The following is a 26,656-nucleotide window of genomic DNA, read 5'->3' as shown; positions in this document are numbered from 1 at the left end:
TACCATGATAGAAATTAGCTGTCAAGAATTTTTTATCTGTTTTTTAACAATAATAAAAAAGCTTTCTAAATAGCATTAGAAAACTTTTACTCTTACCAATCGCTTTTTTCTTTACGAATCTCTTCCAGCATTTCAGCTTCTTCTGCTGTGAACTCATATTTTTCTAGCAAATCTGGACGACGCTCGTAAGTCTTTTTCAAACTCTCATACAGACGCCATTTTCGGATATTTTCATGATGACCACTCATCAAAATATCTGGCACAACCATTCCACGAAAATCATACGGGCGAGTATATTGAGGATATTCTAAAAGCCCTGATGAAAAACTATCATCAGTATGACTGGCTTCCTTACCAAGAACTTCAGGAATCAGCCGTACCGTCGCATCGATCATCGTCATGGCAGCCAATTCTCCACCGGTCAAAACATAGTCTCCAAGCGAGATTTCGTCTGTCACCAAACTTTTAATCCGCTCATCATAACCTTCATAATGTCCACAAATAAAAATCAATTCTTCTTCTTGGGAAAGCTCTTCCGCATAGGCTTGATCAAACATTCGACCAGCGGGATCTAACAAAATAACCCGTGGCTGTTTTTTCTCAATCACATCATAAGCATCAAAAATCGGTTGCGCTCTGAGCAACATTCCTTGACCGCCTCCATAAGGCTCATCATCAACATGTCGTGATTTCTCTGCATTTTCCCGAAAGTTATGATAGTGAATCTCCAGCAACCCTTTTTCACGCGCCTTGCCAACTATTGAATGTTCCAGCGGGGCAAACATCTCCGGAAATAATGTTAAAATATCAATCTTCATCATCCAGTCCTTCCGGAATTTCCACATCTACTCGACTATTTTCAAGATCAATATTCAATACAACAGGCGGAATATAAGGCAACAGTAAATCACGCTTGCCTTTGCGCTTTACCACCCAGACATCATTGGCACCGGGCTGCAAAATTTCTTTAATTGTTCCAATCAAAATACCCCGTTCATAAACATTCAAGCCGATGATTTCATGATAGTAAAATTCGCCCTCATCTAAATCCGATAAGTCTTCTTCAGCCACTTTCAAAGTAAAATCACGATATTTCTCAATGTCATTGATATGGTACATTCCTTTGAATTTGATAATATCAAAATTTTTCATCTTACGATGACTAGCAATTTCCACATTCATGACAAAATTATCTTTCTTATCAAAAAGGCCCAACATACTTCCTTTTTTAAAACGATCCTCTGCAAAATCCGTCACGGACATAACACGCATTTCACCTTGCAAACCTTGCGTATTTACAATTTTTCCAACATTATAATAGTTCATTTTCTCTCCAAATACTAGCATTATCCTATTTATTCTATCATGAATAAAAGGAATTCTCAAGAAAACAAAAATTCACTAAAACTATAAGGTGAGTTTTCCTATACTTTCTATAAACTAGGTCAAGCATACCAGATATAGCTTGGAGCTTCTATCACAAAAAAAGAGTTATCAAAAATAGCTCAATATTTTCCTAAGTCTAAAATTTGATTATATCTACTTTCATCCTCAATATGGTGAGCAATTTCTAGCATCATAACAGGTAGATAAAACAGTAGATCACGCACCATCTTGCTGTTTTCCTCGTCCAAGGCAGCAGTTACCTCATCTACTAGTAAAACATCCTTTTTACGCAGAAGAAATCTTGCCAGTTCAATCCGAACCCTCTGACCACCCGAAATATTGTCACCATTGTTACTGACAACAAAGTCCAACCCTTCTGTTAATTCATTGTCGAGCTTGACTTGTTTTAAAACAAACCACAAATCTTCATCAGAAAAGACTTGTCCCAAAGTCAAATTATATCGAACCGTGTCATTAAAAAGGAATGGATGCTGGCTAATGATACCAACACTAGATACAAAATGAGATGTATATTTATTAGTTGTTGTCACACCAGTAATCTGACCTTCATCAGCCTGCTCCTCACCAATAATTATCCGAAACAAGGTCGATTTCCCACAGCCACTCGGTCCCTTGATTAAAATTTTCTGACCAGTTTGGATGTCCAAGTTCAGATGGGAAAAAAGCTGTCTGTTACCATAGGACTTATTTAGATTTTGGATGTGCAGGGCACGAAGTTCTTGCATATCATCTTTCGCCAGTTGTTTATCATCTTTACTGTCTAATACTCCATAAATCTTGTCCGCAGTCGTTTTTGCCCCTTGGATATCTACTGTATCATACATGATTGTCTGGATAGGACTCACCAACTGACCAGCTGCGATATACATGGCGACAAGATTAGCGACAGATACCCTATGACCATTCATGGCAAAGAAGAAACCTAACACAAGCGGTAAAACCTGACTCAGAAATACCATAAAGCCATTACAAAAGAAGACGATATTATGGGTGAAGCAAAAGTTTTGGATAGCTCATTGATATTTCCAATTCACATTCCATAATTTTTGTCTATTTTCCAGAATCGCTTGATTCATGAGCAGAGTCTGCGCCCCTCGGATACTGTCAGATACCTGATTATGAACCTCCACTCTGCCTTGAGCCATATCGTCACCAGTATGTTTGAGCCTTTTGTTCATTAAATATTGAGGAATAGGGCGTAAGATAGTAAAGAAGACAAAAATACTCCCCAGTAACAGATTTTGCGTAATAATATAAATTGCTGTTAGTAAAGCAACAAATCCCCAGCAAATTATGTTAATGTACTTTTCTAAATAATTATCCCCCAAATACTCCATATCCTATGTGAGCATGGTGATTTTTTCATCTTCACTTATAATCCTTATTTGTCATTAACTTACCAAATAAATCTGCTCTCATATTCATCTGAATCTCACGTCGAAATACGTTATGCGTGTGATTGCAAAAGAGCATCAAGCTATACAAGACAAAGTAGACTGTAAAACCAAAAAGAGCAAATTGCACTATCTTAAAATAGGTTAGTTCTCCTTGGTTTAAGGACAAAGCTCGAGATACTACTAAAGGTTGAGCAAGAGCCAATCCTCCATTTGCCAGTGCCCCGATGACAGTATAAAATTTCGTTTTCTTATCCAGATAGTGAAAAATTTTATTCATAATGTCCTCCTGGAAAAATAGAGAGGCTAGCACTCCTCTCCATATTACCGTTTCTAATCTACTAACTGCAAATATTACAGGTATTGGTTACAGTTTCTGATCTCTTAGGAAGTTCTTTGTTTTTCTTTAAATGCATTATACATCTATTAAAATAATGATTCAAGTAAAACTCAGAAATCCATTTTGTGTCAGGTCTGCTGTATAAAGTTCAGGTTCTGTAAAGAGAAGATAGAATCCATAAACCTCTGTAAAAAGAATAGCACAAGCCAGTCCTATAAAAAACACACCACTGTCTAGGATTAGGAGTCACCAAAGAATCAAGACAATCACTCTCACAGCCATGAGAATGAGAGGAAGAATCAGATAAATCATTTTCAAGCCATCTTTCAAAATACTGATTTATTTCAACGAATTTAAACGAACGGTTCATTCATTTCATCCATCAATTGCTCTACCAGTATCGCTATTGAATCTTGTTGTTCTTTTGTCGAATTTGGTATTGGGAATTTCTTAATTTGAGTTAATCGCATTTTAAGGAAAGTATTTCGTTGCAAAAAATCAAATTCATTAATAGCATAGTAAGAAAGCACCTTAGAATTTAAAACTCCAATTAAAAATCTTGGGTTTACGGTAATTTCATTTATTGCTTCAATACTTTGTTCATGTATAAAATTCTCTTCTACTAATGTCGCTCTGATAATATAGTTTGACTTTACTGGAATTCTTGCAATTAAGATCCTAACTCCTTAAATTTTAATTAAGAAAATAAAATCTATAAATTCTTAAATAGATTAGTAAATAACACAATATAATTATACATCAATTTTATAAAAAATAACCCCCCACAAAAATTATGGGGATGTTTGTAGAGAAGTTCTAAAAGAAAACTTCACTTTTTATATCACTTTTACTATTAACAAAAAGCTATAAAACTCGGATTACAGCCTTAAAAAATTAATAATTAATTATTTAGGAATAGTTCTAACAATTACTAAAATACTAACTAGATAACAATTATACCATCTCTTCCAAGGGAAATTGAATCTTCTTTATTTAGTAAAAAAGTTTCCTCATAACTGTTCATTGAAATTTTGGATATTGAATTATAAAGGTCACAATCATCTGGTAATTCATAATTATAATTTGAGTATTCTTCTAACAGATAGAATATTTCTTTATTAATTCCAATCTGATAACCTTCAAATTCTACTAAAGTATATTCTATTCCATTTAAATTTTTGATTTCTATTTTTTTATTATTAGACGACAATAATTCGATAATATTTTTATAATAGCGTAAAATTGCAACATTAGCGTCTAAAGAGTATTCTAATTCCCCATCATATTCAGGATCAACATCACAAAATTTTAATTCATCATCTTGGAAATATGAACCTGTTATATGTCTCTCAAAGCGAGTTATATAATGGTAATTACCAGAAGACTCCTTAAATGTCAATTGACCAATTGAGTTAACCTGTTTTTTTGCTTTGGTAATAGTACGCTTATCTATACTATTCTTCACACTACCTTTAGCTTCAATTAAATAAGCATTATTTATACTACCATATCCTAAACCAAAGAAATCAGGAAAATATTTAGTGGTGTTTACTACCCTGGAGATAGCAGGATCCTTTAGATGATATAAATAAGGAATTTTATATTCTTTTTCTGCAATTGCATATGCTGATAGTATGCCAATAAAATAGGAGATAGCTGATTTAATAGATGTTTCCGAATTAGAATAATCACCTGTTATATAAAACTTCTGATTACTCTCTGTTAAAGCCATATTAACTAAATGAAAATAAAATCTTTGTCCACTAAAGGATACACCTTTATTCCTAAAACCACCAGCATTTATAAGATATCTTATAAAATCCTTTTTTGAAAGAGGAATTGTTTTTTTTTATATTAACTTTCTTATTAATATAATTATTAACAGTATTATAAAATAATACATCAATCATAAGTTTAAATCCTTAATAAAATTTAGAAAACACCCCCACAAAAAATTGTGGGGGTGTTTGTGGGGAAGTTTCTAAAGAAACATTTCCTATTCTATCGCCTTTACTATTAACTAAAGGCTTTTAAACTCGGCTTTCCCCCTTAAACAATCAATGAACGATTATTTAAGAGTAACTGAAGCTCCAGCTTCTTCCAATTTAGTTTTGATTTCTTCAGCTTCTGCAGTTGCAACACCTTCTTTAACAACAGTTGGTGCTCCGTCAACAAGTTCTTTAGCTTCTTTAAGACCAAGACCTGTGATTTCACGAACAGCTTTGATAACGCCGACTTTCTTGTCGCCTGCTGCAGTCAATTCAACGTCAAATGAATCTTTTGCAGCGGCAGCTTCACCAGCACCAGCAGCAGCTACAGCTACAGGAGCAGCTGCAGTTACACCAAATTCTTCTTCGATAGCTTTTACAAGGTCGTTCAATTCAAGGATTGAAGCTTCTTTAATTTCAGCAATAATATTTTCAATGTTCAATGCCATTGTTATTTCCTCCAAATATGTTTTCGTTATTTATTATTAGTTTGTAGCATAGGCTACGCGCAACTTAAAATTAAGCTGCTTCTTCTTTGTTGTCTGCAACCGCTTTGACTGCAAGAGCAACATTGCGAACTGGTGCTTGAAGCACAGATAGTAGCATAGATAGAAGTCCTTCGCGATTTGGAAGAGTTGCAAGAGCAACGATTTCTTCTTTAGATGCAACAGCACCTTCAATAGCTCCACCTTTAATTTCAAGTGCATCAGCTTCTTTAGTAAAATCATTGATGATTTTTGCTGGTGCTACAACATCTTCATTTGAAAATGCAACAGCAGATGGTCCAACAAATGCATCAGCAAGACCTTCAAGTCCAGCTTTTTCAGATGCACGACGTAAAATTGAGTTTTTAATAACTTTATACTCAACTTCGCTTCCACGAAGATTACGACGAAGAACTGTGTCTTGTTCAACTGTAAGACCACGAGCATCCACAACAACGATACTTGCAGCTGCTTTCATTTTTTCAGCAACTACATCAACTAGTTCCGCTTTTTTAGCAATACTTGCTTCACTCATTTAGTGTTTCACCTCCGTAATTATTTTGCTTGGGAAATTTTTCCAAAAGAAAAACGCGCCCAAACCTAGACACGAAAGTACAATACGTTTCTTTTACATGATCCGTTTTGTCCTCGGTAGGATCTTTATGAGTCGAGCTCCCCTACTGTCTTAGGCAGTTTTTTCAAACCAATGATTATTGTAACATAAGAAAAAAAAGATTGCAAGAGTTTTTAATAATTTTTATAATTAGAACGAAAATCTATTCTTTTTAGTTAGCAGATTTATTAAATTATTGGAAAGATAAAAAAGCAGACCATAAAGATCTGCTCTAACTATCTTATATTTATTATGCTTTTACAATTGGAATCCAAAGTTCCATTTTGTAGTCTTTGCTATCCATATCCCCTTCATAATAATATTCAAAGTCAGGTTTTCCTGAATGAACATAACCATGTTCTGGAAAAAATACTTCCATTGCATATTTCCAACCATTATGAATACATTCCGGAACACTTCCTGTTAACTCTACAATGGCATATTCTGCTTCTTCAACTTTCAAAACATCTAAGCCCATACTTTTTGCTTTATCTACATCTGTAACGATATACCCTGCTATGTAATTAATAGTACTTGGTTGTTCTACATTGTAACAAACACCGACACTTTGACCTTCTCCCAATCTTGCTAATTCATCATGACGATATTCTCCATATAGTTTATTCCAAACACTCGGACATAATGATGAATTGATATTTTGTTCATTCCTACCTGCAACTGTAAATGAATTTTTCTTTTGAATTGTGATGTTCATACTTCTTCCTCCTCTTACACTTAGTGCTAGCTGCACTCGTGAAACTATTTTGAATGGTTTTCCATTTCTTACCTCTGAAGGTGTAAATCCATGAAATTTTTTGAATGCAGTCCCAAATGAATCAGATGATTCATATCCATACTTCATCGCTATATCAATAACTTTAATATTGGTATCTCTCAGTAAAACAGCCGCTTCTGTCAACCTTCGACTTCTAATATACTCTGACAATGTTGTATCTGTTAATATAGAAAAGAGTCTGCTAAACATAGGATAAGAATAAGTGGATAAATGGGTAATTTTATCTTCATCTATTTCGCTATCCAGCACACTTTCAATGTAGTTAATTGTTTCATTAAAAAATTGAATTATCTGCATATTTTACCTCTATTCATTTTTCTATCCTATGTAAAGATACCAAAATCTCTAACTTCTTTACCTTTAGTACAATAATCTTTCAGAGTTTTATCCCTTGATACATTGAAGGCACAAATCCCTAAACTGTACATCCAATTGGGCAATCTCCATCAGGGTATCTGCTAAAGAATTATAGGCTTCCTGCCTGCTGTCCAGATAGGCTTGGCTAAAAAGCATAGCAATTTTTTCCTTCAAGTCTGCTTTTACAGGATCATAATCTTTCAAAAATTGACTCAAGTAAAGACTTCTAACGGCTGCCAAACGAAATGAAAAAAATTGATGGAGTTGTTTTTGTTCCGCATTTAAGCCGTTTGCTCGAATAGTTTTAGCATAGTCCTCAATTATACCAACCTCACCATTTTCATATCGTTGTTTCATGATAATAGAGACACTGTGATAAATCTCCTGACTTGTTGGAAGCTTATTTCTTTGCAAATTTCCCCACATGGAATAAGCTCCTCTTTTATAGTCAATCGCTTCTGCTTTCCACGCTTTACAAAAATCACGAAAATCCATTTTCACACAAGGATAGCCTGCCGGATCATGGAAATAAATCCAATGCTCATCCATGTCATAAACTGAAACAAAATGATCCACACCTCGTAGATGGCTATGATTGAGATTATAAGTCAGATATCCCATATCCAAAGGACCTACAATAACAGATCCATGGTCTAGATATGTCTTGAGTTTTTCTTTTAGTTCTATCACATTGACTGGCTCTGAAGAATCACAGAAAAACTCCTCATAGTCAAATCCAAGAATTTGTAAACAATGACTAATGGACTCATCTGGCATGCCATTATCAAAGAAAACCAAAGGATGTCTGTCGTCTTTTTTCACAAGGGTAGCTCCATTACCCATGACCATGATCGCTTCTAGGTAGTCCGAGCGAAAATCATAGCCCGCAGCCTGTAAGGCCATAGCCGTCGAATGAGAATAACAAATCGGAATATCACCAAAGTATAAATTCATCTTCCTACCTCCTTGCCTATAGTATAAACGATAGGAAAATTTATCCCCCATCAAATTTGTACGGAATTTATAGGTTTGCGCAGAAGAAAGAAATTTCACATGTTTTATTGTAAATCAAAAAAGCTATTAAAAAATGAAACTATTGTCTAAAAACATCAAAGGCTAAGCTTTTACTGCACTAATTTTACAATTTTTTCTAACTATTAACAATCGTAACATAAGAAAAAAATTACAAGACTTTTTGATCATTTTTTATAATTGGAGTGAAAAGCTATCCCTTTTGATTCGTAGATTTATTAAATTGTCGGAAAAAGAGAAAATGGTAAGAACTAATACGAAAAGACGATAGAATGTTTCATTCTACCGTCTAATGTGTTTTTATTCCTTGTTCAGTTCGACACTGGTTTTTTAATCTTCCCAAAATCAACGGTAATCTATTAAAGTCTTTTCTTTTAGAATGACAGGTATGTTAAAAGCTATGATTTCCGCTAGTACAGTAGCAAGCGCATCGTATACGTCAAATACTACACTAGTATTACCCAATGGTAATAACTCATTAATAAAAGACATCAGTACAACCACTATACATATATACATAAGTGTCTTTTTAGAAAATTCAATAGTTGAGACTTTATTTACACTGAATGTTGGACTAAAAGGTTGTTTTAGCATAGCTGTTCCAATCCATGCTCCTCCAAAACTAGGGTGTGACATAAAATATAGGAACAACTGAATTAATTGAATAATATTTTCTTAAAAATATTGTGAGTAGCCAAATTAATAATCCTAAAATCGCCATAATTTCAATGGAACTGATTCTCAATTTTCTTTTCTTCATATGCTCCAACTTCTCATCAACTTTCAATTTATCCATTTCTATTATACTAAATATCCCACTCTTATCTTATCATAACAGAAAATATGACAATCTAGTAATATCAGTCTTTCCATTCAGCTTAGTTTTGTCTTTTCAAACATTTCTTCTTGCAGATTTAAATGCTAAAGTCCTACGTAATAAAAAATTCACTAGTTCATCGTAAATGTTCCCAACATTTTACAAACCTAAAATGCTTCCTTCAATCTTCAAAAAATGAAAGAATAACGGCTTTTTCTTGCTCTGTACAAGCAACCAATGGGAGGCGGAGTGGTCCGACTTCAAACCCTTGAGAATTTAGCACAGCTTTAAGTGGTGCTGGGCTTGTCACAGAAAAGAGAGCTTCTATTTTTGGTAACAGCTGACGTTGAATCTGAGCAGCTTTTTTCAGCTTACCCTCATCTAAAGCAGCAAACATTTCATAAAAGTCATCTCCATTAGTATGAGCCGCAACAGATATAACCCCCTGTGCTCCGATTGCCTTTGCATGAAAAGCTTGTCCGTCTTCCCCAGTATAAATTAGAAAGTCCTGTGGAGCGTTTTCAACCAAATGGGTAAGAGCATCTATGCCTGTACAATCTTTGATTGCAATAATATTTGGCAATTGTGCTAAGCGCAAGGAAGTTTCTACTGTCAAACCAGCAACCGTTCGGCTAGGAACATTATAAACGATGACTGGCAGATTTGAAGCTTCCGCAATCGCTTTATAATGCTGATATAGACCTTCTTGAGTCGGTTTATTGTAATAAGGAGTCACTGCAAGTCCGGCAGCAAAACCACCAAATTTGTCAACTTCACGCGCGAATTCAATTGAATCTCGAGTATCATTCGTACCAATTCCGGCTATCAACGGAACTCGCCCTTTTACAATCTTTTGAACCTCTGCAAATAATTCTAGCTCCTCTTCATGCGTCAGAGTTGGGCTTTCACCTGTCGTTCCTGCGATAATCAGTCCTTCTGTATGATGCGCTAGAAGGTGCTCAATCAGCTTAGGAAGAGCTTCAAAGTTAATGCTACCGTCCTCTTTAAACGGTGTTACAAGTGCTGTTATAATTCTTGCTTTTTTTAAATCTTCTATAGACATAAATCTCGTCCTCCTAGCTTGCAAAATACAACTATACAAATATTATCTCACATTTTACTTCAATTCGAAAATGACCTCTGCTGTTGGATGCACCAAGCCACGTTCATGCAAGGTCTCAGCGATTTGAACAGAATTCCAAGCTGCACCTTTAAGCAGGTTGTCTGAAACCACCCACATATGAATCCCTTTTTCAGCATCCAAATCTTTGCGGATACGACCAACAAATGTTTCTTTTTTGCCGACAGCATTGACAGCTTGAGGGTAGATTTGATGAGCAACATCATCCTCTAATACTGCTCCAGGAAAATTGGCAATAGCTGCCTTGACTTCTGCGATAGGCGCTACTTCTTTTGTCTCGATGTAGACAGACTCTGAGTGCGCTGAAAGAACAGGGATACGAACACAAGTAGCAGAAACCGCAATCGTGTCATCTTCCATAATCTTCTTGGTTTCATTGGTCATCTTCATCTCTTCGTAGGTGTAGTCATTGTCCGTGAAAACATCAATTTGAGGAAGAGCGTTGAAAGCAATCGGATAGTGCTTCTTGTCACCACCAGAAGGCAAAATCTCTGCCTTGATATCACGCGGATTGACACCGTTATTTAAGACCTCTCGCAGTTCACGCTGAGTCTCAAGAATAGCCCCCATACCAGCACCCGAAACGGCCTGATAGGTCGATACGATGATACGCTCTAGGCCCCATTTCTGACGAACAGGTTCCAGCGCCACCATCATCTGGATAGTGGAGCAGTTTGGGCAGGCGATAATTCCATTATGAGCATCAAGTGCATGTGCATTGACCTCTGGTACAACCAAAGGAACATCAGGATTCTGACGGAAATAAGAGGTGTTATCCACCACAACAGCTCCTGCCTTGACAGCGTACGGAGCATACTTGGCAGAAGTTGAACCGCCTGCTGAAAAGAGAGCGATATCTACACCTTCAAAGGCAGTCTTCGTTGTTTCTTCAATTGTGATGTCTTGGTCTTTAAATTTCAAAACTTTCCCCGCTGAACGAGCTGAAGCCAAGTAGCGTACTTTCTCAATCGGAAGAGTTGATTCTTCCAGCATTTTGATCATTTGAGCTCCAACGGCACCTGTAGCACCTACCACAGCAACTGTGTATCCCATAACATACCTCTCTGAATTTTCAAAAAATTTGTGTATTGCTGGTATTATACTACTTTTATAAAGAATTGAAAAGACTTATAAGAAAAAAATCCCCACTAAAAAGTAGGGATTGAGGGCACTTACGTGTGATGAGCAGGTTCACACAACTCATCAAGGTCCGCTCCTGCGTATATGACCTCCCATGCTCAATATGTGGCTTGCGCCACCTATCGACTCATCGCATATCTAGCATTCTACTATAGAGAATCCTAAAAGTCAAACTATTTTTTATGAGAGATTTTCTAGCTTATCCATATTTGAAATTGGTGCCTTAAAAGAGTAAAATAGTTTTTAGGAGGATAAAGTTATGGATACTACGAAACAGCCTGTCCCCATGCCTCAAGATAGGCGAACAATGGCTATCTTGCTAGGAGCTGTGGGTGGTTGCCTAGACGTTTTTTCGCATATACAATTTAGTACACTAATCGCCACTCAGACAGGGAATATTATTTTAATCGTAGCCGACTGGGATGGTCCAACCGTAAAGACGGCTTACCGTATCCTTTCGCTTGTCTTCTTTACCTGTGGCTTTATCCTTGGTATTCTACTTAAGGAACGGGCGCAAAGCTCACATTGGCGTACTTGGGGAGTCTTACCATTGACTCTCACGACTTTCCTCTTTCCTTTTTTTCATTCTCATTATTTTATCTGGGTGATATTGCTTGCAACCTCTACAGGCATGGTCATGCTAACTTATACAGGCTCAAAAATCGAGTCTTATCCCTACATGATTATGATGACTTCAGGAAACTATCGGAGAATGGTCACTGCTTGGTATGAATATATTCGTTTTAAAGATCGTAGACATATTATTAGAAGGCAAGCGGCTAATTACTCTATGATTGTCGCTAGTTTCATCGGCGGTGCTATTTTTACTGGATTTCTCACACGTTTCATTCATCAATACGCTATCTGGACAGTCACTACTATTTTGACGATTATTATCATTCATTATACCAGGTACAACCATATACATCACTTAGAGCAAAAAAATATCTAACATCAATAAACGCCCTGACAGAAGCAATCAGGGCGTTTTGCTATTATTTTCAAGAATGGTTTATCCAAGTAGTGTCACAACAACTGGAACAACGACTACAAATAAGACCGTGCTTAGTGTCACAACATTTGTGGTAAATTCCACATCGCCGTCTCCTTGGCTTGCAAGGATTGGAAGAACTGCAAGGGCTGGTGCAGCAGATTGAACGACGAAGGTTTTGTATTCCATTGCAGGCAATCCGCTTGCTACTAAATTCAAAAGAACAACCATTGTTAATGGCGCTAAAATAAATTTACCGACCAAGGTCACAACAGAGTCCTTATCGAACCGAATAGTGCTCAGACCTGCTTTAGCTAAAATGATACCAATGTAAATAAGAGACAGAGGAGTTACCAAGTTCCCGATATAGATAAGGGTGCTGCTGGCAAAACTAGGCACCTCCCAACCTAAAATAAGAAAGACTAAGGCAACGAGAAAACCAATCAAAGGAGCAGGCAGGAGTTTCTTCCAGTCAAATTTTCCTGCTTTCTTCTCGCCAGACTTGCTATCGGTTGTCATGAGATAGACCCCGATTGTCCATGTCGAAATGGTATTCGCAATATAGTAAACCAAGAAATATGGAAGTGCCTCGTCTCCAAAGAGAGCAACATTCAAAGGAAGCCCTATAAAGATTGTATTGGCATTGACAAAGGTATTAATCATGGTTGCCCGACGACCTGGCCGTACTTTAAAAACCTTAACGGCAACAAAAGCAAAAATGTATCCAATGACAAAAGCTACCAAAACCCAGACAAGAGAACTTGATAATGAAATCAACTTGCTCAAAGTCAGGTACTTCAAGACAGAGACAAAGATTGAAACCGGCAACGCTACATTCATGATGAGGCGGGACAGATTGGGACCGAAGTCTTCTCCGAACCAGCCCCTTACTTGCAAGATATAGCCAAGTACAATGATTGCAATAATCGGGATGATACTTTGAATAGAGGTTAAAAAGATATTCATAAAAACCTTCTATCTAGTATTTTGGATACCATTTCAAATCACGTACTGCTTTAGCCATGTCTTTTTCGTCTGCTTGAGCAAGACCTTGCTTTTGGGCTTTTTTAGCAACAGCTTCTGCTACCTTGATAGACACTTCTGTCACATATTTGAAAGGTGGAAGAACGGGAGCTCCGGGCTGGGTAATGTCCACAATACCGCTCAAGGAGTGAGCCGCAGCGCCAATCATTTCATCTGTCAATAGTTTAGCCTCAGCTCCCATGACCCCAAGTCCCAAGCCAGGATAAATAAGGGCATTGTTTGCTTGGCCGATTTGATAAGTAACACCTTTATACTCTACATCATCTGCTGGGATTCCTGTTGCGACAAATGCTTTCCCGTCTGACCATTTAATCAAATCTTCCGCAGTTGCTTCTGCTAGCTTTGTAGGATTGCTAAGTGGGAAAATAATCGGACAGGCCGTGTTTTCACACATCGCTTCTACGATTTCCTTTGTGAAGGTATTTGGCTGTGTAGAAGTTCCAACTAAAATCGTCGGTTTGACGGTTTTCACAACTTCAAGCAAATCAGTCAGCTTATCTGCATTTGGGTAATCAGAGCGCTTCTTCGCAAACGGTTTTTGCTCAGGAGTTAAGTCATCCATATCATCAAAGAGGAGACCTTGCTTATCCACCATGAAAAAGCGTTTATAGGCTTCCTCTTCAGATAAACCATCTACAACCATTTCTCTATAGACACGTGCTGCAATTCCTGCACCTGCTGTGCCCCCGCCATAGCAGAGATAGACTTGATCCGTTAGTTTTTCTCCGGTGATGTCAAGTGAAGCAAAAATTCCGCCTAAGGTCACAATCCCTGTTCCCTGAATATCATCATTAAATGTTGGGATTCTATCCTTGTATTCGTTTAAAATCGTTGCAGCATTTAAGCGGCCAAAATCTTCCCAGTGCAGATAGAGCTTAGGGAAAAGACGTTCAGCTGTTTGGACAAATTGATCAACAAAATCATAATAACGCTCTCCGCGAACTCTTTCATGCCGATTTCCAAGATAATTTGGATTGTCTAATAATTCCTTGCGATTGGTTCCTGCGTCAATAACCAGAGGTAAAACAGATTTTGGATCAATTCCTGCTGCTGCAGTATAGACCATAAGCTTGCCGACTGAGATATCTACTCCGTTGGTTCCCCAGTCACCAATTCCTAGGATTCCTTCTGCATCCGTCACCACAATCAAGCGAATCTCACGGTCTCCTGCTGCATTTTTCAAAGTTGCTTCAATATTTTCAGGGTGGTTAATATCAAGATAACCAGCATATTGAGGGTCTACAAAAAGATCGCTGTATCCTTCAATCGTATCTGCAATTGTCGGATCGTACACGATAGGATTGAACTCTTTAATATGTTGGCTGAACAGATAGTAAAATAAAGTCCGATTGGTATTAAAAATTTCCATTAAAAACAAACGCTTTTCAAGGTTGCTTGGCTTTTGCTGATAGTGGTGATAGGTTTGAGCAGCCTGCTCTTCCAAAGTTTGGACATACGGAGGCAAAAGTCCTACCAATCCCAATTCTTGACGTTCTTCATTTGTAAAGGCCGTTCCTTTATTCAAAAAAGGGTTATTTAAAATGTCATGTGCTTTCATGAGCTTTCTCCTTGCATTTTAAGAATATAGTCGTTTAGTTTGCTTTTAGTACAAGGCAACGAGCTGCAGGCATAACTGAAGTTAGACAAAGCGAGTTAACACAGTAATAAAAGATAAACTAAATGACTATAATGACAATTGATTTTTAAAATCAACATAGCCAACTATAAAAAATTCGCCTCCTTTTATATTTATTATAGCACAAATTGTGCCATAAATCATACAAAGTTTTATACATAAGGTTAAAAAGATGATGTGAAACTTGTATGATAGGTATATGAACAAAACAACTTTTTTACAGCGTTTTATTGCTAATAAGGTCCGCTTTCATAGAAAAGCAAAGGATTTAAGTCAAGAAGAATTATCTGAAAAAGCTGGTTTAGGCTTGAAATATATCAATCAACTAGAAAACCTAAGCAGCAATCTCAGCATTCAAACTCTGGAAAAAGTCATCTTAGCTTTAGATATGACACCGGAAGAATTTTTTGACTTTAGAAGTTTGGAAGGAAAGAGAGATTCAAACCATCCTTTCTCCCTTAAACGCTTAAATATGAAAATAAAACAACTACCAAAGGAAAAACAAGAAGTATTCGTTGGCATTTTTGAAGACATTCTTGATAACCTTGACCGGTAGTCGCTTCAGTATTTCATTTTAATCTTTTGCTTTGCGTATAGTCAAAAGCGACAGTACGGATAAAATTTACTTATATCAATTTTCTTTTGCCCTTATTTCACCTCTTTGTGTTACACTTGAAGCATGAACATAAAAGATTTTGAGTATTTTTATTCTCTCACGCAGCTCCAGTCTTATACTGCTGTTGCCAATAAATTTGATATTAGTCAGCCGTCTGTTTCTTACGCTGTCAAGCGCTTAGAGGAGGAATTTAATTGTAAGCTCATTGCAGCAGATCCTTCTCATCGTACTTTTTCTTTGACCGAGCAAGGAGAGATTCTCCTAAGCCATCTCAAGCGGATCCTGCCAGAGCTTTCTTCTGCCCATAAAGAAATCAATCGTTCCTTAGCGCATTATTCGACTGTTGGCTTTCCGCCGATGATTATGAATTATTTACTGTCATTTATTCCTGAAAATGATGACAAGGCTGCCCTTTTCCAAAAAATCCGCCCTATTCGCGGAGGCTCTGTCGAACTGCTTCGCCTTTTGGAAAATGGAGATTTAGATGCCAGCTTTGTTGCAACGCTTGGCCCTCTCTCACACAATGGCTTAAACTTGCAGAGGTTGTTTTCAAGTGAAGTATTTGTCGTCATGTCTAAATCCCATCCGTTAGCTGATAAAGAAATTCTCTCTTTTTCAGAATTGATTGATGAATCTTTTATCGTCTTGGACCAGCACTTCATTCACCTGAAAGCTTTTCGTGAGTTAAACCAAAAGCATCATAATAAAGCTGAAATCTTTTTTCAGACGGATGATGTTGATTTGCTGAAGCAAATGTTGAGAAAAAATATCGGCATCAGTCTCTTGGCTGATTTTGCTTTTCCAAATGATGAGGAAAAATTGGTTAAAATTCCTCTGTCTAAGGGGGATAAGATCATATTTTACGTCTATCTTGCCAGCCTAAAATCAACGATTTTAAATGAGGACGTTCTCAACTTCTTTGACTATACCACCAATCTTCTTGATGAAAAATAAAAAAACTGAATCAATTCCCCTTAGGAGAGTTATCCTAGAGGATTGGTTCAGTTTTTTTGTTTATTGATTGATATTTGTCTGATATGTTTTATCTTTTGATTCAAAATGATTTCAATTGTTAATGGATGCGGAGGGAAAAGATAAACGAGAAGACCCAATCGTCTATCGTTCTAACAAGTACTTGCTTCCTTCTTTAATACTGAGTTTGCTCAGTTTATCCTTGTATTTTTCGATAAACTCCAGCACCCAGTCGGGATTGGTCTTGGAGTAGTCCCGAAGTGCCCAACCAATGGCCTTATTGATGAAAAAATCGGTCTGATTAAGATTATTAATCAGGATTTGCTCCAGCAGCTGGACATCCGTTTCTTCTTTTTGAAGCAATTGATGTTCAATGGCAAGGCGCCGCAGCCAAAAATCTTCATCCCTGCTCCACTCCAACACAAATTTCTTTGTCTCAGGATAGTGCAGGCAAATAAAGCCTACTGAGCGGCACAAAAAGTCAATGGTGTCCCACCATGGCTTTGTTTGTGCTAATTTCTTTATCTTTAGCAAATCGCTTGGTTTCAAAGCTTTTTGTTTCAATTGCAAATAATCCAGCACCGCATATTGCATTTCACGATAGGGGTTCTCCCAAGCCTGATTGACAAATTCCCAATCTATCGTAGACTTGTGATTTTTCTTAAAAAATATCTTAGAAACTTGGCGTCTAACAGGTGTTTTAACTCCTAAAAACTCAAATTGGTCTTTCATATATGCTTTCATGTGAATAGCATCTTCAGGATTTGCTACTTCTTTTAATTCTTGGAAAATATCTTCTACTTTCATATTACCATTCACTTTCAACATTCATATCTTTGAATAATTTAATTGGTCTTGCTGGTTTATCTAAACTCTTCTGCAACCAAACTGTGTCATGCCAGCAGTCAAATTTATATCCGATTTTTGGGAAATACGCTACTTGCTGATAACCACATTTTTTATGGAAAGAAATACTGGCATCATTCGGCAGAGCAATACAAGCTAGAAAATGAACAAAACCTTGCTGTTCAAGAATTTCTTCCAATTTGTCATAAAGCTGCCTCCCAATCCCTCTGCCGCGATTCTCATCAGCTACATAGACCGACAGTTCAACAGCCCAGTCATAAGCGCTGCGCCCGTAGTAGGTCGAACCATAGGCATAGCCCAGAATGACTCCCTCTTCTTCGGCCACCAAATAAGGATGCCTTTCCAAGGTCTTCTCAATCCGACCAGAAAATTCCTCCACCGACGGAACATCATACTCAAAAGTAATGGCTGTTTTCTCCACATAGGGTGCGTAAATAGCAATGAGAGCAGCAGCATCGTTTTTATGAGCTAATCTGATGTTCATCCTAACCATTCCTTTCGTTCAACTTTTCTATGTAAAGTATATACACCTACGCACATTTTACCAAATTCAAAAAGAAAAGGCTCTCTCGAACCTTTTTCGTTTTAAAATAGCCCAATAGCTGTACCATCTGGTGCAACATCCATATTGAGGGCTGCCGGGCGTTTTGGCAGACCAGGCATGGTCATAACATCACCGGTTAAGGCGACAATAAAGCCTGCACCTAGTTTTGGAACGACTTCACGAATCGTGATTTCAAAATCTTCTGGCGCTCCCAGAAGCGTTGGATTATCTGAAAAACTGTATTGGGTCTTGGCCATACAAATTGGCAACTTATCCCAGCCATTCTTGACAATTTGAGAAATTTGAGTTTTTGCTTTCTTTTCAAAATTGACTTTTGTTCCGCGATAGATTTCCTTGACAATTTTCTCAATTTTTTCTTCAACTGTCAGATTATTATCGTAAAGTCGAGTGTAGTTAGCAGGTCTAGTTTCAATTGTTTTAACCACAGTTTCGGCAAGAGCTAGACCACCGTCAGCTCCGTCTGCCCAAACACTAGCCAATTCCACAGGAACATCAATCTCTGCGCAAAGTTCCTTGAAAACGGCAATTTCAGCTTGGGTGTCCGTCACAAATTCATTGATAGCCACCACGACCGGAACACCAAATTTACGGATATTTTCCACGTGGCGCTTGAGGTTGGCAAAACCTGCTTTAACCGCTTCAACATTCTCAGTTGTCAGCTCTTCTTTAGCAACACCACCGTTCATTTTCAGTGCTCTAAGAGTTGCAACAATAACCACTACATCTGGAGCAGTCGTCAGATTTGGCGTTTTGATATCTAGGAATTTCTCAGCCCCTAGATCCGCACCAAAACCAGCTTCAGTCACTGTGTAGTCCGCCAAATGCAGAGCTGTTGTTGTCGCCAGAACAGAATTACAGCCATGGGCGATATTTGCAAACGGTCCACCGTGAACAAAGGCAGGGGTTCCATAAATAGTCTGTACTAGATTGGGCTTTATAGCGTCTTTCAAGATGAGAGCAAGAGCCCCTTCTACTTCCAAATCTCGAACATAAACAGGCGTCCGATCATAACGATAACCAATAACGATATTAGCTAGACGTTCTTTCAAGTCTTCAATACTTGTCGCTAAACAGAGAATAGCCATGATTTCAGATGCAACCGTAATATCAAAACCATCTTCCCGCGGAATTCCATTAACCGGACTGCCCAGACCGACGGTCACATGCCGCAAAGCACGGTCATTCAGATCTACCACGCGCTTCCAGATAATGCGACGTTGGTCAATTCCTAGAGCATTTCCTTGATGTAAATGATTATCAATCAAAGCAGAAAGGGCATTGTTGGCAGTGGTAATCGCATGCATATCTCCTGTGAAATGCAAATTGATGTCTTCCATTGGTAGAACCTGTGCATAACCACCTCCAGCGGCTCCGCCTTTGATTCCCATAACTGGTCCAAGAGACGGTTCACGAATCGCAATCATGGTTTTCTTTCCAATTTTGCTGAGAGCATCTGCCAAGCCAATAGTAATAGTTGATTTTCCTTCGCCGGCCGGTGTTGGGTTGATGGCTGTTACCAGAATCAACTTACCAACTGGCTTCTTTTGTAATTCCTGAATCTTATTAAAAGACAATTTAGCCTTGTATTTACCGTAAAGCTCCAAATCGTCATAATCAATTCCAACTTTCTTCACTACATCAGCAATCGGCTGCAAGTCAACACTCTGAGCAATTTCTATATCCGTTTTCATTTGGAATCCTCCAGTTTTGATAGGATTATTATACCAAAAAATAAAGAAAACAAACACTTTCAAAGCTAAAATTCTCAAAAACGTTCGGAAAAGTCTTTTCTATTTACGAATTAACTTTTTTTGTGTAAAATTTAGTTATGAAACTATTGATTACTTCTGGCGGAACGAGCGAAAAAATCGATCAAGTTCGTTCTATTACGAATCACTCAACAGGAAAGCTTGGTGCTCTTATTGCGGAGAGTTTTTTAGCACAAGGCGATCAAGTTACATTAGTCACTACACAGAATGCTGTCAAACCTGCTGCTCATCCAAATCTAACTATTCAAATCATTGAAAATGTACAAGATTTGCTGGAAACAATGCAGCCTTTGGTCAAAACTCATGACGTTTTGATTCATTCAATGGCTGTCTCTGACTATACCCCTATTTATATGGCAGGATTTGACCAAATCACTGCTTCACAGGATTTAACAGAATTTTTGAACAAAACAAACGTACAAGGGAAGATTTCATCAAAAGATGAATATCAAGTGCTCTTTCTCAAGCAAACACCGAAAATTATCAGTCGAGTAAAAAATTGGAATCCAAATATCCGTCTAATTGGTTTTAAACTTTTAGTTGGTGTTTCTAAAGAAGAATTACTGACAGTTGCTCGTGCCAGTCTTGCTAAAAATCAAGCTGAAATAATTGTAGCAAATGACTTGTATGATATTTCCAATAATCAACATCATGCTTACTTAGTCAAAGAAAATTCTGTCATAGAAGCCAACACAAAAGAGGAAATCGCTCAACAACTCGTAACACACATTCACACAAAGGACAATTTATGAAACATATTACTTTAGCCGTCACAGGAAGCATTGCCGCATATAAAGCTGCTGACTTGACCAGTCAATTGACAAAAGACAATCAAAAGGTAACTGTTCTGATGTCTCAAGCAGCTACAAATTTCATTACACCGCTGACTTTGCAGGTATTGTCGAAAAATTTAGTGCATACAGATGTCATGGAGGAGCCTGCGCCAAACAAGGTCAATCATATTGAAATTGCCAAGCAAACGGATCTTTTCTTAGTTGCACCTGCTTCCGCCAATACGATCGCTAAATTAGCTAATGGCTTTGCAGACAATATGATAACCAGTACCGCACTTGCTCTGCCATCAACAGCCAAAAAGGTATTAGCCCCAGCTATGAATACCAAAATGTATGAAAATCCAATCACTCAAGAAAATCTATCTAAACTAGAAAAATACGGCTGGCAAATTATTCAGCCTAGAGAAACCGTCCTAGCCTGTGGTGACCACGGAATTGGCGCCCTTGCTTCTGTAAAAACAATTATAAAAAAAGTAAAGGAAATGATTTATGAAGAAACAATCTAATATTGCTCAAATTGCTATCTTTTTTGCGATTATGCTCGTCATTCATCTATTGAGTTCAGTAATATTTAACCTTTTTCCCGTCCCAATCAAACCAACGATTGTCCACATTCCCGTTATTATTGCAAGTATTTTATATGGACCAAAGGTAGGCGCTATTTTAGGGGCGCTAATGGGTATCATTAGTCTGGTTACGAACACACTTGTTCTCTTGCCAACCAGTTACTTGTTTAGCCCGTTTGTCCCTAATGGGAATATTTATTCGCTCATCATTGCCCTCGTTCCGCGAATCTTAATCGGAATTACTCCTTATTTTGTTTATAAATATCTTAAAAATAAGACCGGACTTATCTTAGCTGGAACAGTCGGTTCATTGACAAATACTATTTTTGTTTTAGGAGGGATTTTCCTACTATTCTCCAAAGTATATAACGGGAACATTCAACTACTGCTTGCTTCTGTCATTTCAACCAATTCCATTGCTGAAATGATTATTTCTGCGGTTCTGACGGTTACCATTATTCCAGCCCTTGAAAAAGTTAGAAAATAATCACGTGAAATCGTGATTTTTTTATGAAAAAATGCTATAATGAAAACGGTTAAACAATGCAGAAAGCTGAAAAATTGAGAAAACTGGATGTGCTCGCTCCTTTATTAAATAGGTAATGATATTTCCTGTTTTCACTGATTTTTCATAAGCTTCCCTATTTTAAAAAGGAGATTTCGTAATGACTTACCAAGAAAATTTCAAAAAATGGCTTGATTTTGCAGAACTTCCAGACTACCTTCGTAAAGAATTGGATTCGATGGACGAAAAGACAAAAGAAGATGCTTTTTATACCAATCTTGAATTTGGTACTGCTGGTATGCGTGGCTTGATTGGTGCAGGTACGAATCGTATCAATATTTATGTCGTTCGTCAGGCAACTGAAGGTTTAGCACGTTTGATTGATGAAAAAGGTGAAGATTTCAAAAAACGCGGTGTCGCTATCGCTTATGACTCTCGTCACTTCTCTCCAGAATTCGCCTTTGAATCTGCTGCTGTTTTAGCAAAACATGGCATTAAATCTTATGTATTTGAAAGTCTCCGTCCAACACCAGAACTGTCATTTGCGGTTCGCCATTTAGGAACTTTTGCTGGAATTATGATTACTGCCAGCCACAACCCTGCTCCATTTAATGGCTATAAAGTTTATGGCGAAGATGGTGGTCAAATGCCGCCTCATGATGCTGATGCTCTAACAGCTTATATTCGTGCCATTGAAAATCCATTTACTATTGAAGTAGCTGATGTTGAAGCCGAAAAAGCTTCTGGTTTGATTGAAGTTATTGGTGAAACTATTGATGCCGAATATCTCAAGGAAGTTAAAGACGTCAACATCAACCAACAATTGATTGATGAATATGGAAAAGACATGAAAATCGTCTACACTCCGCTTCACGGTACAGGTGAAATGTTAGCACGTCGAGCATTTGCCCAAGCTGGTTTTGATTCTGTTCAGGTTGTTGAAGCTCAATGCGTGCCAGATCCAGACTTCTCCACTGTCAAATCACCAAATCCAGAAAACCAAGCTGCTTTCGCTCTTGCTGAAGAATTGGGACGTAAAGTTGGTGCGGATGTTCTTGTCGCAACGGACCCAGATGCTGACCGTGTGGGTGTTGAAGTTCTCCAAAAAGACGGTAGCTACCGCAATCTTTCAGGAAATCAAATCGGTGCGATTATGGCTAAGTATATCCTTGAAGCGCACAAGACTGCTGGAACACTTCCTGCCAATGCAGCACTTTGCAAATCCATTGTGTCTACCGATCTTGTGACCAAGATTGCTGAAAGCTACGGCGCTACCATGTTTAACGTCTTAACTGGTTTCAAATTTATCGCTGAAAAGATTCAAGAATTTGAAGAAAAACACAATCACACTTACATGATGGGCTTTGAAGAAAGCTTTGGCTACTTGATTAAACCATTTGTGCGTGACAAAGATGCTATCCAAGCTGTATTGGTTGTTGCAGAATTAGCTGCCTACTACCGTTCTCGCGGCTTAACTCTTGCAGACGGAATTGAAGAAATCTACAAAGAATATGGTTATTATGCTGAAAAGACGATTTCAGTTACTTTGTCTGGTGTTGATGGCGCTGAACAAATCAAAGCTATTATGAGCAAGTTCCGTGACAATGCACCGAAAGAATTCAACGCTACTGCTATTACAGTCACAGAAGATTTCAAAGCACAAACCGCTACCGATTCTGACGGCAATGTAACGAAATTAACAACTCCACCAAGCGATGTATTAAAATACACACTTACTGATGGTTCATGGATTGCTGTACGTCCTTCAGGAACTGAACCAAAAATCAAATTCTACATTGCTGTTGTCGGAGATTCCAGCCAAGACGCTCAAGCAAAACTTGCTAAAATTGAAGCAGAAATCAATGATTTTGTAAAATAAGCAAAAAGTAAAAAGGTTTTGATTTCTCAGTCTAACTTCTACAATATTCAAACTTCGAGTCTGGGACAATAATATCTCAGGCTCGAACTGCTTTTATAATAGAAAATAATATTTTCTCTGTTTACAACTTCAAACAGTCTAGCAGACTGTTGTCCTGTTTCACTTCTCTTTCAATATTTTACATTTCATTTCAAATCTCTGCATTATTTTCCTATTTGTGGCATACTAGAATGAACAAAAGAAATGAGGTTATTTTATGGATAAATTTACACAAGATATCAAAGATTTAGAAGTCACGACTGTTGAACGTGCCCGACAAGCCATTGCAAATAAAGAAAACGCAACTTTTTTCATTGGGCGTAAAACGTGCCCTTACTGTCGTAAATTCGCCATTACGCTAGCTAGTGTTGTCGCTGAAACCCAAGCACATATTTTCTTTATCAATAGTGAGGAACCTAGTGAACTGGAAGAGCTCCAAGCTTTCCGTTCCGAATACGGAATCCCAACTGTACCAGGTTTCCTACACATAGAGAATGGCCAAGTAGCTGTCCGTTGTGACTCTTCTATGACGGCTGAGGAAATCAAGTCATTCGCTAACTTATAAAAAAATGAAGCTGAGATAAATCACTAACTTCACAGCATATTATAAACCAACTAGACAGTGGCTTTTACAATCACAAAGCGAGGCAGGGAGCATATTATCCCTGCCTCTTAACATTTAATTTCCTTTTAATTTACCTTCCTGAAAGGTTTGCCACATCTTCTGCTGAGGTTTCGCAAACGGATAGTCGGTAAAGTCATCAGGATGCAGCCACAGAACTTGTTCCTCTTTTTGATATTTTGTAACATTTGCTACTCGACCGTAAAGCAAACGAATCTGCCACTTGCGATGACTGAACACATGTTGAATTGTCGGAAAAGCTTGCTCCTGCCAATTCACTACCACATCATAATCCTGCTCAAAGCTTTCTTGCGGAGATAATTCAAATGCAACTTGATTTTCTGCCACTTCAAAAAAGGATAACTGTTCACCGTCCGGAAATTCTTCCACTTCAATCAAAGGAAAGTGCCAAAATCCTGATAAAAGACTGCTTGTTTCATTTTTCTCTAAAAGAAATTCTCCTTGATTATTCTGGATAATCAAACCATACAAATAAACTGGAACTGGTTTTTTCTTAGGAGCTTTGATAGGGTATCTATCCATTGTTCCATGTAAGTAAGCAGCGCTAAATTCCCTTACTGGACTGTCATCAGGTCTAGGGTTGATAGGTGCTTCAATATCTGAGCCTAAATCCATCAAAGCTTGGTTAAAATCTCCCGGTCTTTGGGGGTCAATCAGAATTTCCATCATCGCTTGAAAAACCTTTCGGTTAGCAGGGACACCAATATCCAAATTCACCTCAAATAAACGGCTCAGGACCCGCATAACATTCCCATCAACCGCTGGCTCAGGCAAGCCAAAAGCAATACTTGCAATAGCTCCTGCTGTATAAGGACCAATTCCTTTCAGACTAGAAATCTCCTCGTAAGTGTGAGGAAACTCGCCACTAAAATCTGTCATAATCTGCTGAGCAGCCTGTTGCATATTGCGTACTCGCGAGTAGTAACCTAGCCCCTCCCAAGCTTTAAGCAAACGTTCTTCTGAAGCCATTGCTAAATCTTTGATTGTCGGAAACCAAGCTAAAAAGCGCTCATAGTAAGGAATAACCGTATCTACCCGTGTTTGCTGAAGCATAATTTCTGAAATCCAGATATGATAAGGATTACTGCTTCTCCGCCAAGGCAAATCACGTTTATTCTCATCATACCAAGCTAATAATTTTTGGCGAAAGGAGACAATTTTTTCATCCTCCCACATCTCAATTCCATATTTTTTCAAATCTAACATAACTTTAGTATAACACAAAATAAAAAGAGAACCCAGAACTTGAATTCTGGATTCTGTCTTGGCTTTCTAATAATGACCAACTGCTTGACTGGCAGTAATCAATGTTAATTTATAAACATCATCAGCGTTGCATCCACGTGAAAGGTCGTTTACTGGATGATTCAATCCTTGCAAAATAGGACCGACTGCTGAAAAGCCACCGAGGCGCTCTGCCATTTTATAGCTAATATTTCCAGCTTCGATACCAGGAAATACAAAGACAGTCGCTTGACCAGCTACATTGCTGCCAGGAGCTTTTAACTCTGCTGTTTTAGGTACAAATGCCGCATCAAACTGTAATTCTCCATCAATAGCAAGATCTGGTCGCATTTCTTGCGCAAGTTTCGTTGCTTCGACGACTTTATCAACCTTTTCACCAAATCCAGAACCTTTAGTTGAATAACTCAGCATCGCCACTTTAGGGTCAATATCAAAGATTTGCGCGGTCAAGGCAGAGTTAATAGCAATTTCTGCTAATGTTTTAGCATCTGGATCAATATTGATTGCACAATCACTGAAAACATAGCGTTCATCACCGCGAACCATGAGAAAGGCACCAGATGTGCGAGAAACCCAAGGAAGTGTTTTGATAATTTGAAGAGCTGGGCGAACCGTGCTTGCTGTAGAATGAATCGCACCAGAAACCATACCTTGTACTTTACCAAGATAAACAAGCATGACACCAAAATAATTGACGTCCTCTTTCAATAATTTACGCGCTTCGTCTTCTGTGATTTTTCCTTTACGGCGTTCTACAAAAGCTGCAACCATTTCTTCAAAGCATGAACAATTTTGAGGGTCAATGACTTCATAACCTTCTGTCACACCTTCAATTTCAAGGTAAATACGAATTTTTTCAGGATTTCCCAATAAAACAGGTGTGATACTTGTTTCCTTTACCAAACGTTTAGTAGCTTGAAGAATACGTGGTTCTTCACCTTCTGGTAAGACAATCTTCACTTCTTTGTCTTGCAATGTTTCACGAATTGTTTCAAAAATTTTCATGTTTTACTCC

Annotated in this window: 26 protein-coding genes, 1 pseudogene and 1 other annotated feature; of the genes and pseudogenes, 8 read left to right on the top strand and 19 right to left on the bottom strand. The window is 37.8% G+C overall.

Going from position 1 to position 26,656, the window contains the following annotated elements:
- Window positions 1-92: 92 nt before the first annotated feature.
- The 12 genes and pseudogenes from trmD to IYQ91_RS04430 form a co-directional block, all read right to left on the bottom strand.
- A complete protein-coding gene (gene trmD, locus IYQ91_RS04480; protein WP_106384387.1) occupies window positions 93-818 on the bottom strand; it encodes a tRNA (guanosine(37)-N1)-methyltransferase TrmD in 726 nt (241 codons plus the stop codon).
- Window positions 808-1,326, bottom strand: a complete 519-nt coding sequence (gene rimM, locus IYQ91_RS04475; RefSeq protein ID WP_106384337.1) for a ribosome maturation factor RimM — start codon at window positions 1,324-1,326, stop codon at window positions 808-810. The genes trmD and rimM overlap by 11 nt, the downstream gene beginning before the upstream one ends.
- Window positions 1,327-1,505: 179 nt before the next feature.
- Window positions 1,506-3,081: pseudogene (locus tag IYQ91_RS04470) on the bottom strand (ATP-binding cassette domain-containing protein).
- A 159-nt stretch (window positions 3,082-3,240) separates the two neighbouring features.
- A complete protein-coding gene (locus tag IYQ91_RS09990) occupies window positions 3,241-3,366 on the bottom strand; it encodes a DUF5966 family protein (protein ID WP_221739036.1) in 126 nt (41 codons plus the stop codon).
- 128 nt (window positions 3,367-3,494) lie between these two features.
- On the bottom strand, window positions 3,495-3,812 hold the full coding sequence (locus IYQ91_RS10140; protein WP_416351412.1) for a TaqI-like C-terminal specificity domain-containing protein: 318 nt from the start codon (window positions 3,810-3,812) through the stop codon (window positions 3,495-3,497).
- 272 nt (window positions 3,813-4,084) lie between these two features.
- Window positions 4,085-4,873, bottom strand: a complete 789-nt coding sequence (locus IYQ91_RS04460) for a hypothetical protein (protein ID WP_126468069.1) — start codon at window positions 4,871-4,873, stop codon at window positions 4,085-4,087.
- 336 nt (window positions 4,874-5,209) lie between these two features.
- On the bottom strand, window positions 5,210-5,578 hold the full coding sequence (gene rplL, locus IYQ91_RS04455; RefSeq protein ID WP_003024225.1) for a 50S ribosomal protein L7/L12: 369 nt from the start codon (window positions 5,576-5,578) through the stop codon (window positions 5,210-5,212).
- A 70-nt stretch (window positions 5,579-5,648) separates the two neighbouring features.
- On the bottom strand, window positions 5,649-6,149 hold the full coding sequence (gene rplJ / locus IYQ91_RS04450) for a 50S ribosomal protein L10 (protein WP_003024222.1): 501 nt from the start codon (window positions 6,147-6,149) through the stop codon (window positions 5,649-5,651).
- Between the two features lie 38 nt (window positions 6,150-6,187).
- Window positions 6,188-6,322: a sequence feature (ribosomal protein L10 leader region), on the bottom strand.
- Window positions 6,323-6,477: 155 nt separating this feature from the next.
- Window positions 6,478-7,320 carry an AraC family transcriptional regulator gene (locus IYQ91_RS04445; protein ID WP_003029379.1) on the bottom strand — a complete coding sequence of 281 codons (843 nt, stop codon included), beginning with the start codon at window positions 7,318-7,320 and terminating at the stop codon, window positions 6,478-6,480.
- Window positions 7,321-7,407: 87 nt separating this feature from the next.
- On the bottom strand, window positions 7,408-8,334 hold the full coding sequence (locus tag IYQ91_RS04440; protein ID WP_022526131.1) for a hypothetical protein: 927 nt from the start codon (window positions 8,332-8,334) through the stop codon (window positions 7,408-7,410).
- 1,076 nt (window positions 8,335-9,410) lie between these two features.
- Entirely contained in the window at window positions 9,411-10,292 is an 882-nt protein-coding gene (gene dapA / locus IYQ91_RS04435; RefSeq protein ID WP_117644412.1) for a 4-hydroxy-tetrahydrodipicolinate synthase, read from the bottom strand.
- Between the two features lie 54 nt (window positions 10,293-10,346).
- Window positions 10,347-11,423, bottom strand: coding sequence for an aspartate-semialdehyde dehydrogenase (locus IYQ91_RS04430; protein ID WP_195673195.1), 1,077 nt, complete (start codon window positions 11,421-11,423; stop codon window positions 10,347-10,349).
- Between the two features lie 346 nt (window positions 11,424-11,769).
- Here IYQ91_RS04430 and IYQ91_RS04425 point away from each other — a divergent pair, with 346 nt between their 5' ends.
- Window positions 11,770-12,462: a YoaK family protein gene (locus IYQ91_RS04425; protein WP_018543517.1), complete on the top strand. Its 693-nt coding sequence runs from the start codon at window positions 11,770-11,772 to the stop codon at window positions 12,460-12,462.
- Window positions 12,463-12,522: 60 nt separating this feature from the next.
- On the opposite strand, the gene IYQ91_RS04420 is transcribed toward IYQ91_RS04425, so the two are convergent.
- The gene (locus IYQ91_RS04420; RefSeq protein WP_049508453.1) at window positions 12,523-13,467 is read right to left on the bottom strand and encodes an AEC family transporter; all 945 of its coding nucleotides are present in this window, start codon (window positions 13,465-13,467) and stop codon (window positions 12,523-12,525) included.
- A gap of 13 nt (window positions 13,468-13,480) precedes the next feature.
- Window positions 13,481-15,103 (bottom strand): malolactic enzyme, encoded by a 1,623-nt coding sequence (locus tag IYQ91_RS04415; RefSeq protein ID WP_126467063.1) that lies wholly within the window; start codon window positions 15,101-15,103, stop codon window positions 13,481-13,483.
- Window positions 15,104-15,380: 277 nt separating this feature from the next.
- Between IYQ91_RS04415 and IYQ91_RS04410 the strand changes: the two genes are divergently transcribed.
- Window positions 15,381-15,737, top strand: a complete 357-nt coding sequence (locus IYQ91_RS04410) for a helix-turn-helix domain-containing protein (RefSeq protein ID WP_126467065.1) — start codon at window positions 15,381-15,383, stop codon at window positions 15,735-15,737.
- A 123-nt stretch (window positions 15,738-15,860) separates the two neighbouring features.
- The gene (locus tag IYQ91_RS04405) at window positions 15,861-16,751 is read left to right on the top strand and encodes a LysR family transcriptional regulator (RefSeq protein WP_195673194.1); all 891 of its coding nucleotides are present in this window, start codon (window positions 15,861-15,863) and stop codon (window positions 16,749-16,751) included.
- A gap of 162 nt (window positions 16,752-16,913) precedes the next feature.
- Here IYQ91_RS04405 and IYQ91_RS04400 read toward each other — a convergent pair whose 3' ends face one another.
- The 3 genes from IYQ91_RS04400 to IYQ91_RS04390 all read right to left on the bottom strand — a co-directional run bounded on the left by IYQ91_RS04400 (window position 16,914) and on the right by IYQ91_RS04390 (window position 19,892).
- Window positions 16,914-17,576: a DNA alkylation repair protein gene (locus tag IYQ91_RS04400; protein ID WP_195673193.1), complete on the bottom strand. Its 663-nt coding sequence runs from the start codon at window positions 17,574-17,576 to the stop codon at window positions 16,914-16,916.
- A gap of 1 nt (window position 17,577) precedes the next feature.
- A complete protein-coding gene (locus tag IYQ91_RS04395; RefSeq protein ID WP_195673192.1) occupies window positions 17,578-18,120 on the bottom strand; it encodes a GNAT family N-acetyltransferase in 543 nt (180 codons plus the stop codon).
- Between the two features lie 101 nt (window positions 18,121-18,221).
- On the bottom strand, window positions 18,222-19,892 hold the full coding sequence (locus IYQ91_RS04390; RefSeq protein ID WP_195673191.1) for a formate--tetrahydrofolate ligase: 1,671 nt from the start codon (window positions 19,890-19,892) through the stop codon (window positions 18,222-18,224).
- A gap of 137 nt (window positions 19,893-20,029) precedes the next feature.
- On the opposite strand from IYQ91_RS04390, the gene IYQ91_RS04385 reads away from it, so the two are divergent.
- The 5 genes from IYQ91_RS04385 to IYQ91_RS04365 all read left to right on the top strand — a co-directional run bounded on the left by IYQ91_RS04385 (window position 20,030) and on the right by IYQ91_RS04365 (window position 24,318).
- On the top strand, window positions 20,030-20,722 hold the full coding sequence (locus tag IYQ91_RS04385) for a phosphopantothenate--cysteine ligase (protein WP_195673190.1): 693 nt from the start codon (window positions 20,030-20,032) through the stop codon (window positions 20,720-20,722).
- Entirely contained in the window at window positions 20,719-21,270 is a 552-nt protein-coding gene (coaC, locus tag IYQ91_RS04380; RefSeq protein ID WP_195673189.1) for a phosphopantothenoylcysteine decarboxylase, read from the top strand. Before IYQ91_RS04385 ends, coaC begins: the two co-directional genes overlap by 4 nt.
- Window positions 21,254-21,817: an ECF transporter S component gene (locus IYQ91_RS04375; RefSeq protein ID WP_022526144.1), complete on the top strand. Its 564-nt coding sequence runs from the start codon at window positions 21,254-21,256 to the stop codon at window positions 21,815-21,817. Before coaC ends, IYQ91_RS04375 begins: the two co-directional genes overlap by 17 nt.
- 178 nt (window positions 21,818-21,995) lie before the next feature.
- The gene (locus tag IYQ91_RS04370; RefSeq protein WP_195673188.1) at window positions 21,996-23,714 is read left to right on the top strand and encodes a phospho-sugar mutase; all 1,719 of its coding nucleotides are present in this window, start codon (window positions 21,996-21,998) and stop codon (window positions 23,712-23,714) included.
- A 256-nt stretch (window positions 23,715-23,970) separates the two neighbouring features.
- A complete protein-coding gene (locus IYQ91_RS04365; RefSeq protein ID WP_195673187.1) occupies window positions 23,971-24,318 on the top strand; it encodes a thioredoxin in 348 nt (115 codons plus the stop codon).
- A 114-nt stretch (window positions 24,319-24,432) separates the two neighbouring features.
- On the opposite strand, the gene mutY is transcribed toward IYQ91_RS04365, so the two are convergent.
- Complete coding sequence (gene mutY / locus IYQ91_RS04360) at window positions 24,433-25,602, bottom strand: A/G-specific adenine glycosylase (RefSeq protein WP_195673186.1); 1,170 nt, start codon at window positions 25,600-25,602, stop codon at window positions 24,433-24,435.
- Between the two features lie 66 nt (window positions 25,603-25,668).
- Window positions 25,669-26,646: a phosphate acetyltransferase gene (gene pta / locus IYQ91_RS04355; protein WP_003029342.1), complete on the bottom strand. Its 978-nt coding sequence runs from the start codon at window positions 26,644-26,646 to the stop codon at window positions 25,669-25,671.
- Between the last annotated feature and the right edge of the window lie 10 nt (window positions 26,647-26,656).

This window comes from Streptococcus sp. HF-2466 (genome assembly GCF_015594645.1).
Lineage (GTDB): Bacteria > Bacillota > Bacilli > Lactobacillales > Streptococcaceae > Streptococcus > Streptococcus anginosus.
Note: the sequence above shows the minus strand (reverse complement) of the source record. Positions and strands in the feature narration are given on the sequence as shown.

Bases quoted from the DNA above. Each gene is read 5' to 3' on its own strand.
- pta (WP_003029342.1), bottom strand. From the start codon at position 26,646: ATGAAAATTTTTGAAACAATTCGTGAAACATTGCAAGACAAAGAAGTG.
- trmD (WP_106384387.1), bottom strand. From the start codon at position 818: ATGAAGATTGATATTTTAACATTATTTCCGGAGATGTTTGCCCCGCTG.
- IYQ91_RS04370 (WP_195673188.1), top strand. From the start codon at position 21,996: ATGACTTACCAAGAAAATTTCAAAAAATGGCTTGATTTTGCAGAACTT.
- rplL (WP_003024225.1), bottom strand. From the start codon at position 5,578: ATGGCATTGAACATTGAAAATATTATTGCTGAAATTAAAGAAGCTTCA.
- IYQ91_RS04375 (WP_022526144.1), top strand. From the start codon at position 21,254: ATGAAGAAACAATCTAATATTGCTCAAATTGCTATCTTTTTTGCGATT.
- IYQ91_RS04445 (WP_003029379.1), bottom strand. From the start codon at position 7,320: ATGCAGATAATTCAATTTTTTAATGAAACAATTAACTACATTGAAAGT.
- IYQ91_RS04405 (WP_195673194.1), top strand. From the start codon at position 15,861: ATGAACATAAAAGATTTTGAGTATTTTTATTCTCTCACGCAGCTCCAG.
- IYQ91_RS04415 (WP_126467063.1), bottom strand. From the start codon at position 15,103: ATGAAAGCACATGACATTTTAAATAACCCTTTTTTGAATAAAGGAACG.
- mutY (WP_195673186.1), bottom strand. From the start codon at position 25,602: ATGTTAGATTTGAAAAAATATGGAATTGAGATGTGGGAGGATGAAAAA.
- dapA (WP_117644412.1), bottom strand. From the start codon at position 10,292: ATGTCTATAGAAGATTTAAAAAAAGCAAGAATTATAACAGCACTTGTA.
- IYQ91_RS04395 (WP_195673192.1), bottom strand. From the start codon at position 18,120: ATGAACATCAGATTAGCTCATAAAAACGATGCTGCTGCTCTCATTGCT.
- IYQ91_RS04440 (WP_022526131.1), bottom strand. From the start codon at position 8,334: ATGAATTTATACTTTGGTGATATTCCGATTTGTTATTCTCATTCGACG.
- rimM (WP_106384337.1), bottom strand. From the start codon at position 1,326: ATGAACTATTATAATGTTGGAAAAATTGTAAATACGCAAGGTTTGCAA.
- coaC (WP_195673189.1), top strand. From the start codon at position 20,719: ATGAAACATATTACTTTAGCCGTCACAGGAAGCATTGCCGCATATAAA.
- IYQ91_RS04385 (WP_195673190.1), top strand. From the start codon at position 20,030: ATGAAACTATTGATTACTTCTGGCGGAACGAGCGAAAAAATCGATCAA.
- IYQ91_RS04425 (WP_018543517.1), top strand. From the start codon at position 11,770: ATGGATACTACGAAACAGCCTGTCCCCATGCCTCAAGATAGGCGAACA.
- IYQ91_RS04390 (WP_195673191.1), bottom strand. From the start codon at position 19,892: ATGAAAACGGATATAGAAATTGCTCAGAGTGTTGACTTGCAGCCGATT.
- IYQ91_RS04460 (WP_126468069.1), bottom strand. From the start codon at position 4,873: ATGGCTTTAACAGAGAGTAATCAGAAGTTTTATATAACAGGTGATTAT.
- IYQ91_RS04420 (WP_049508453.1), bottom strand. From the start codon at position 13,467: ATGAATATCTTTTTAACCTCTATTCAAAGTATCATCCCGATTATTGCA.
- IYQ91_RS04365 (WP_195673187.1), top strand. From the start codon at position 23,971: ATGGATAAATTTACACAAGATATCAAAGATTTAGAAGTCACGACTGTT.
- rplJ (WP_003024222.1), bottom strand. From the start codon at position 6,149: ATGAGTGAAGCAAGTATTGCTAAAAAAGCGGAACTAGTTGATGTAGTT.
- IYQ91_RS04400 (WP_195673193.1), bottom strand. From the start codon at position 17,576: ATGAAAGTAGAAGATATTTTCCAAGAATTAAAAGAAGTAGCAAATCCT.
- IYQ91_RS04410 (WP_126467065.1), top strand. From the start codon at position 15,381: ATGAACAAAACAACTTTTTTACAGCGTTTTATTGCTAATAAGGTCCGC.
- IYQ91_RS04430 (WP_195673195.1), bottom strand. From the start codon at position 11,423: ATGGGATACACAGTTGCTGTGGTAGGTGCTACAGGTGCCGTTGGAGCT.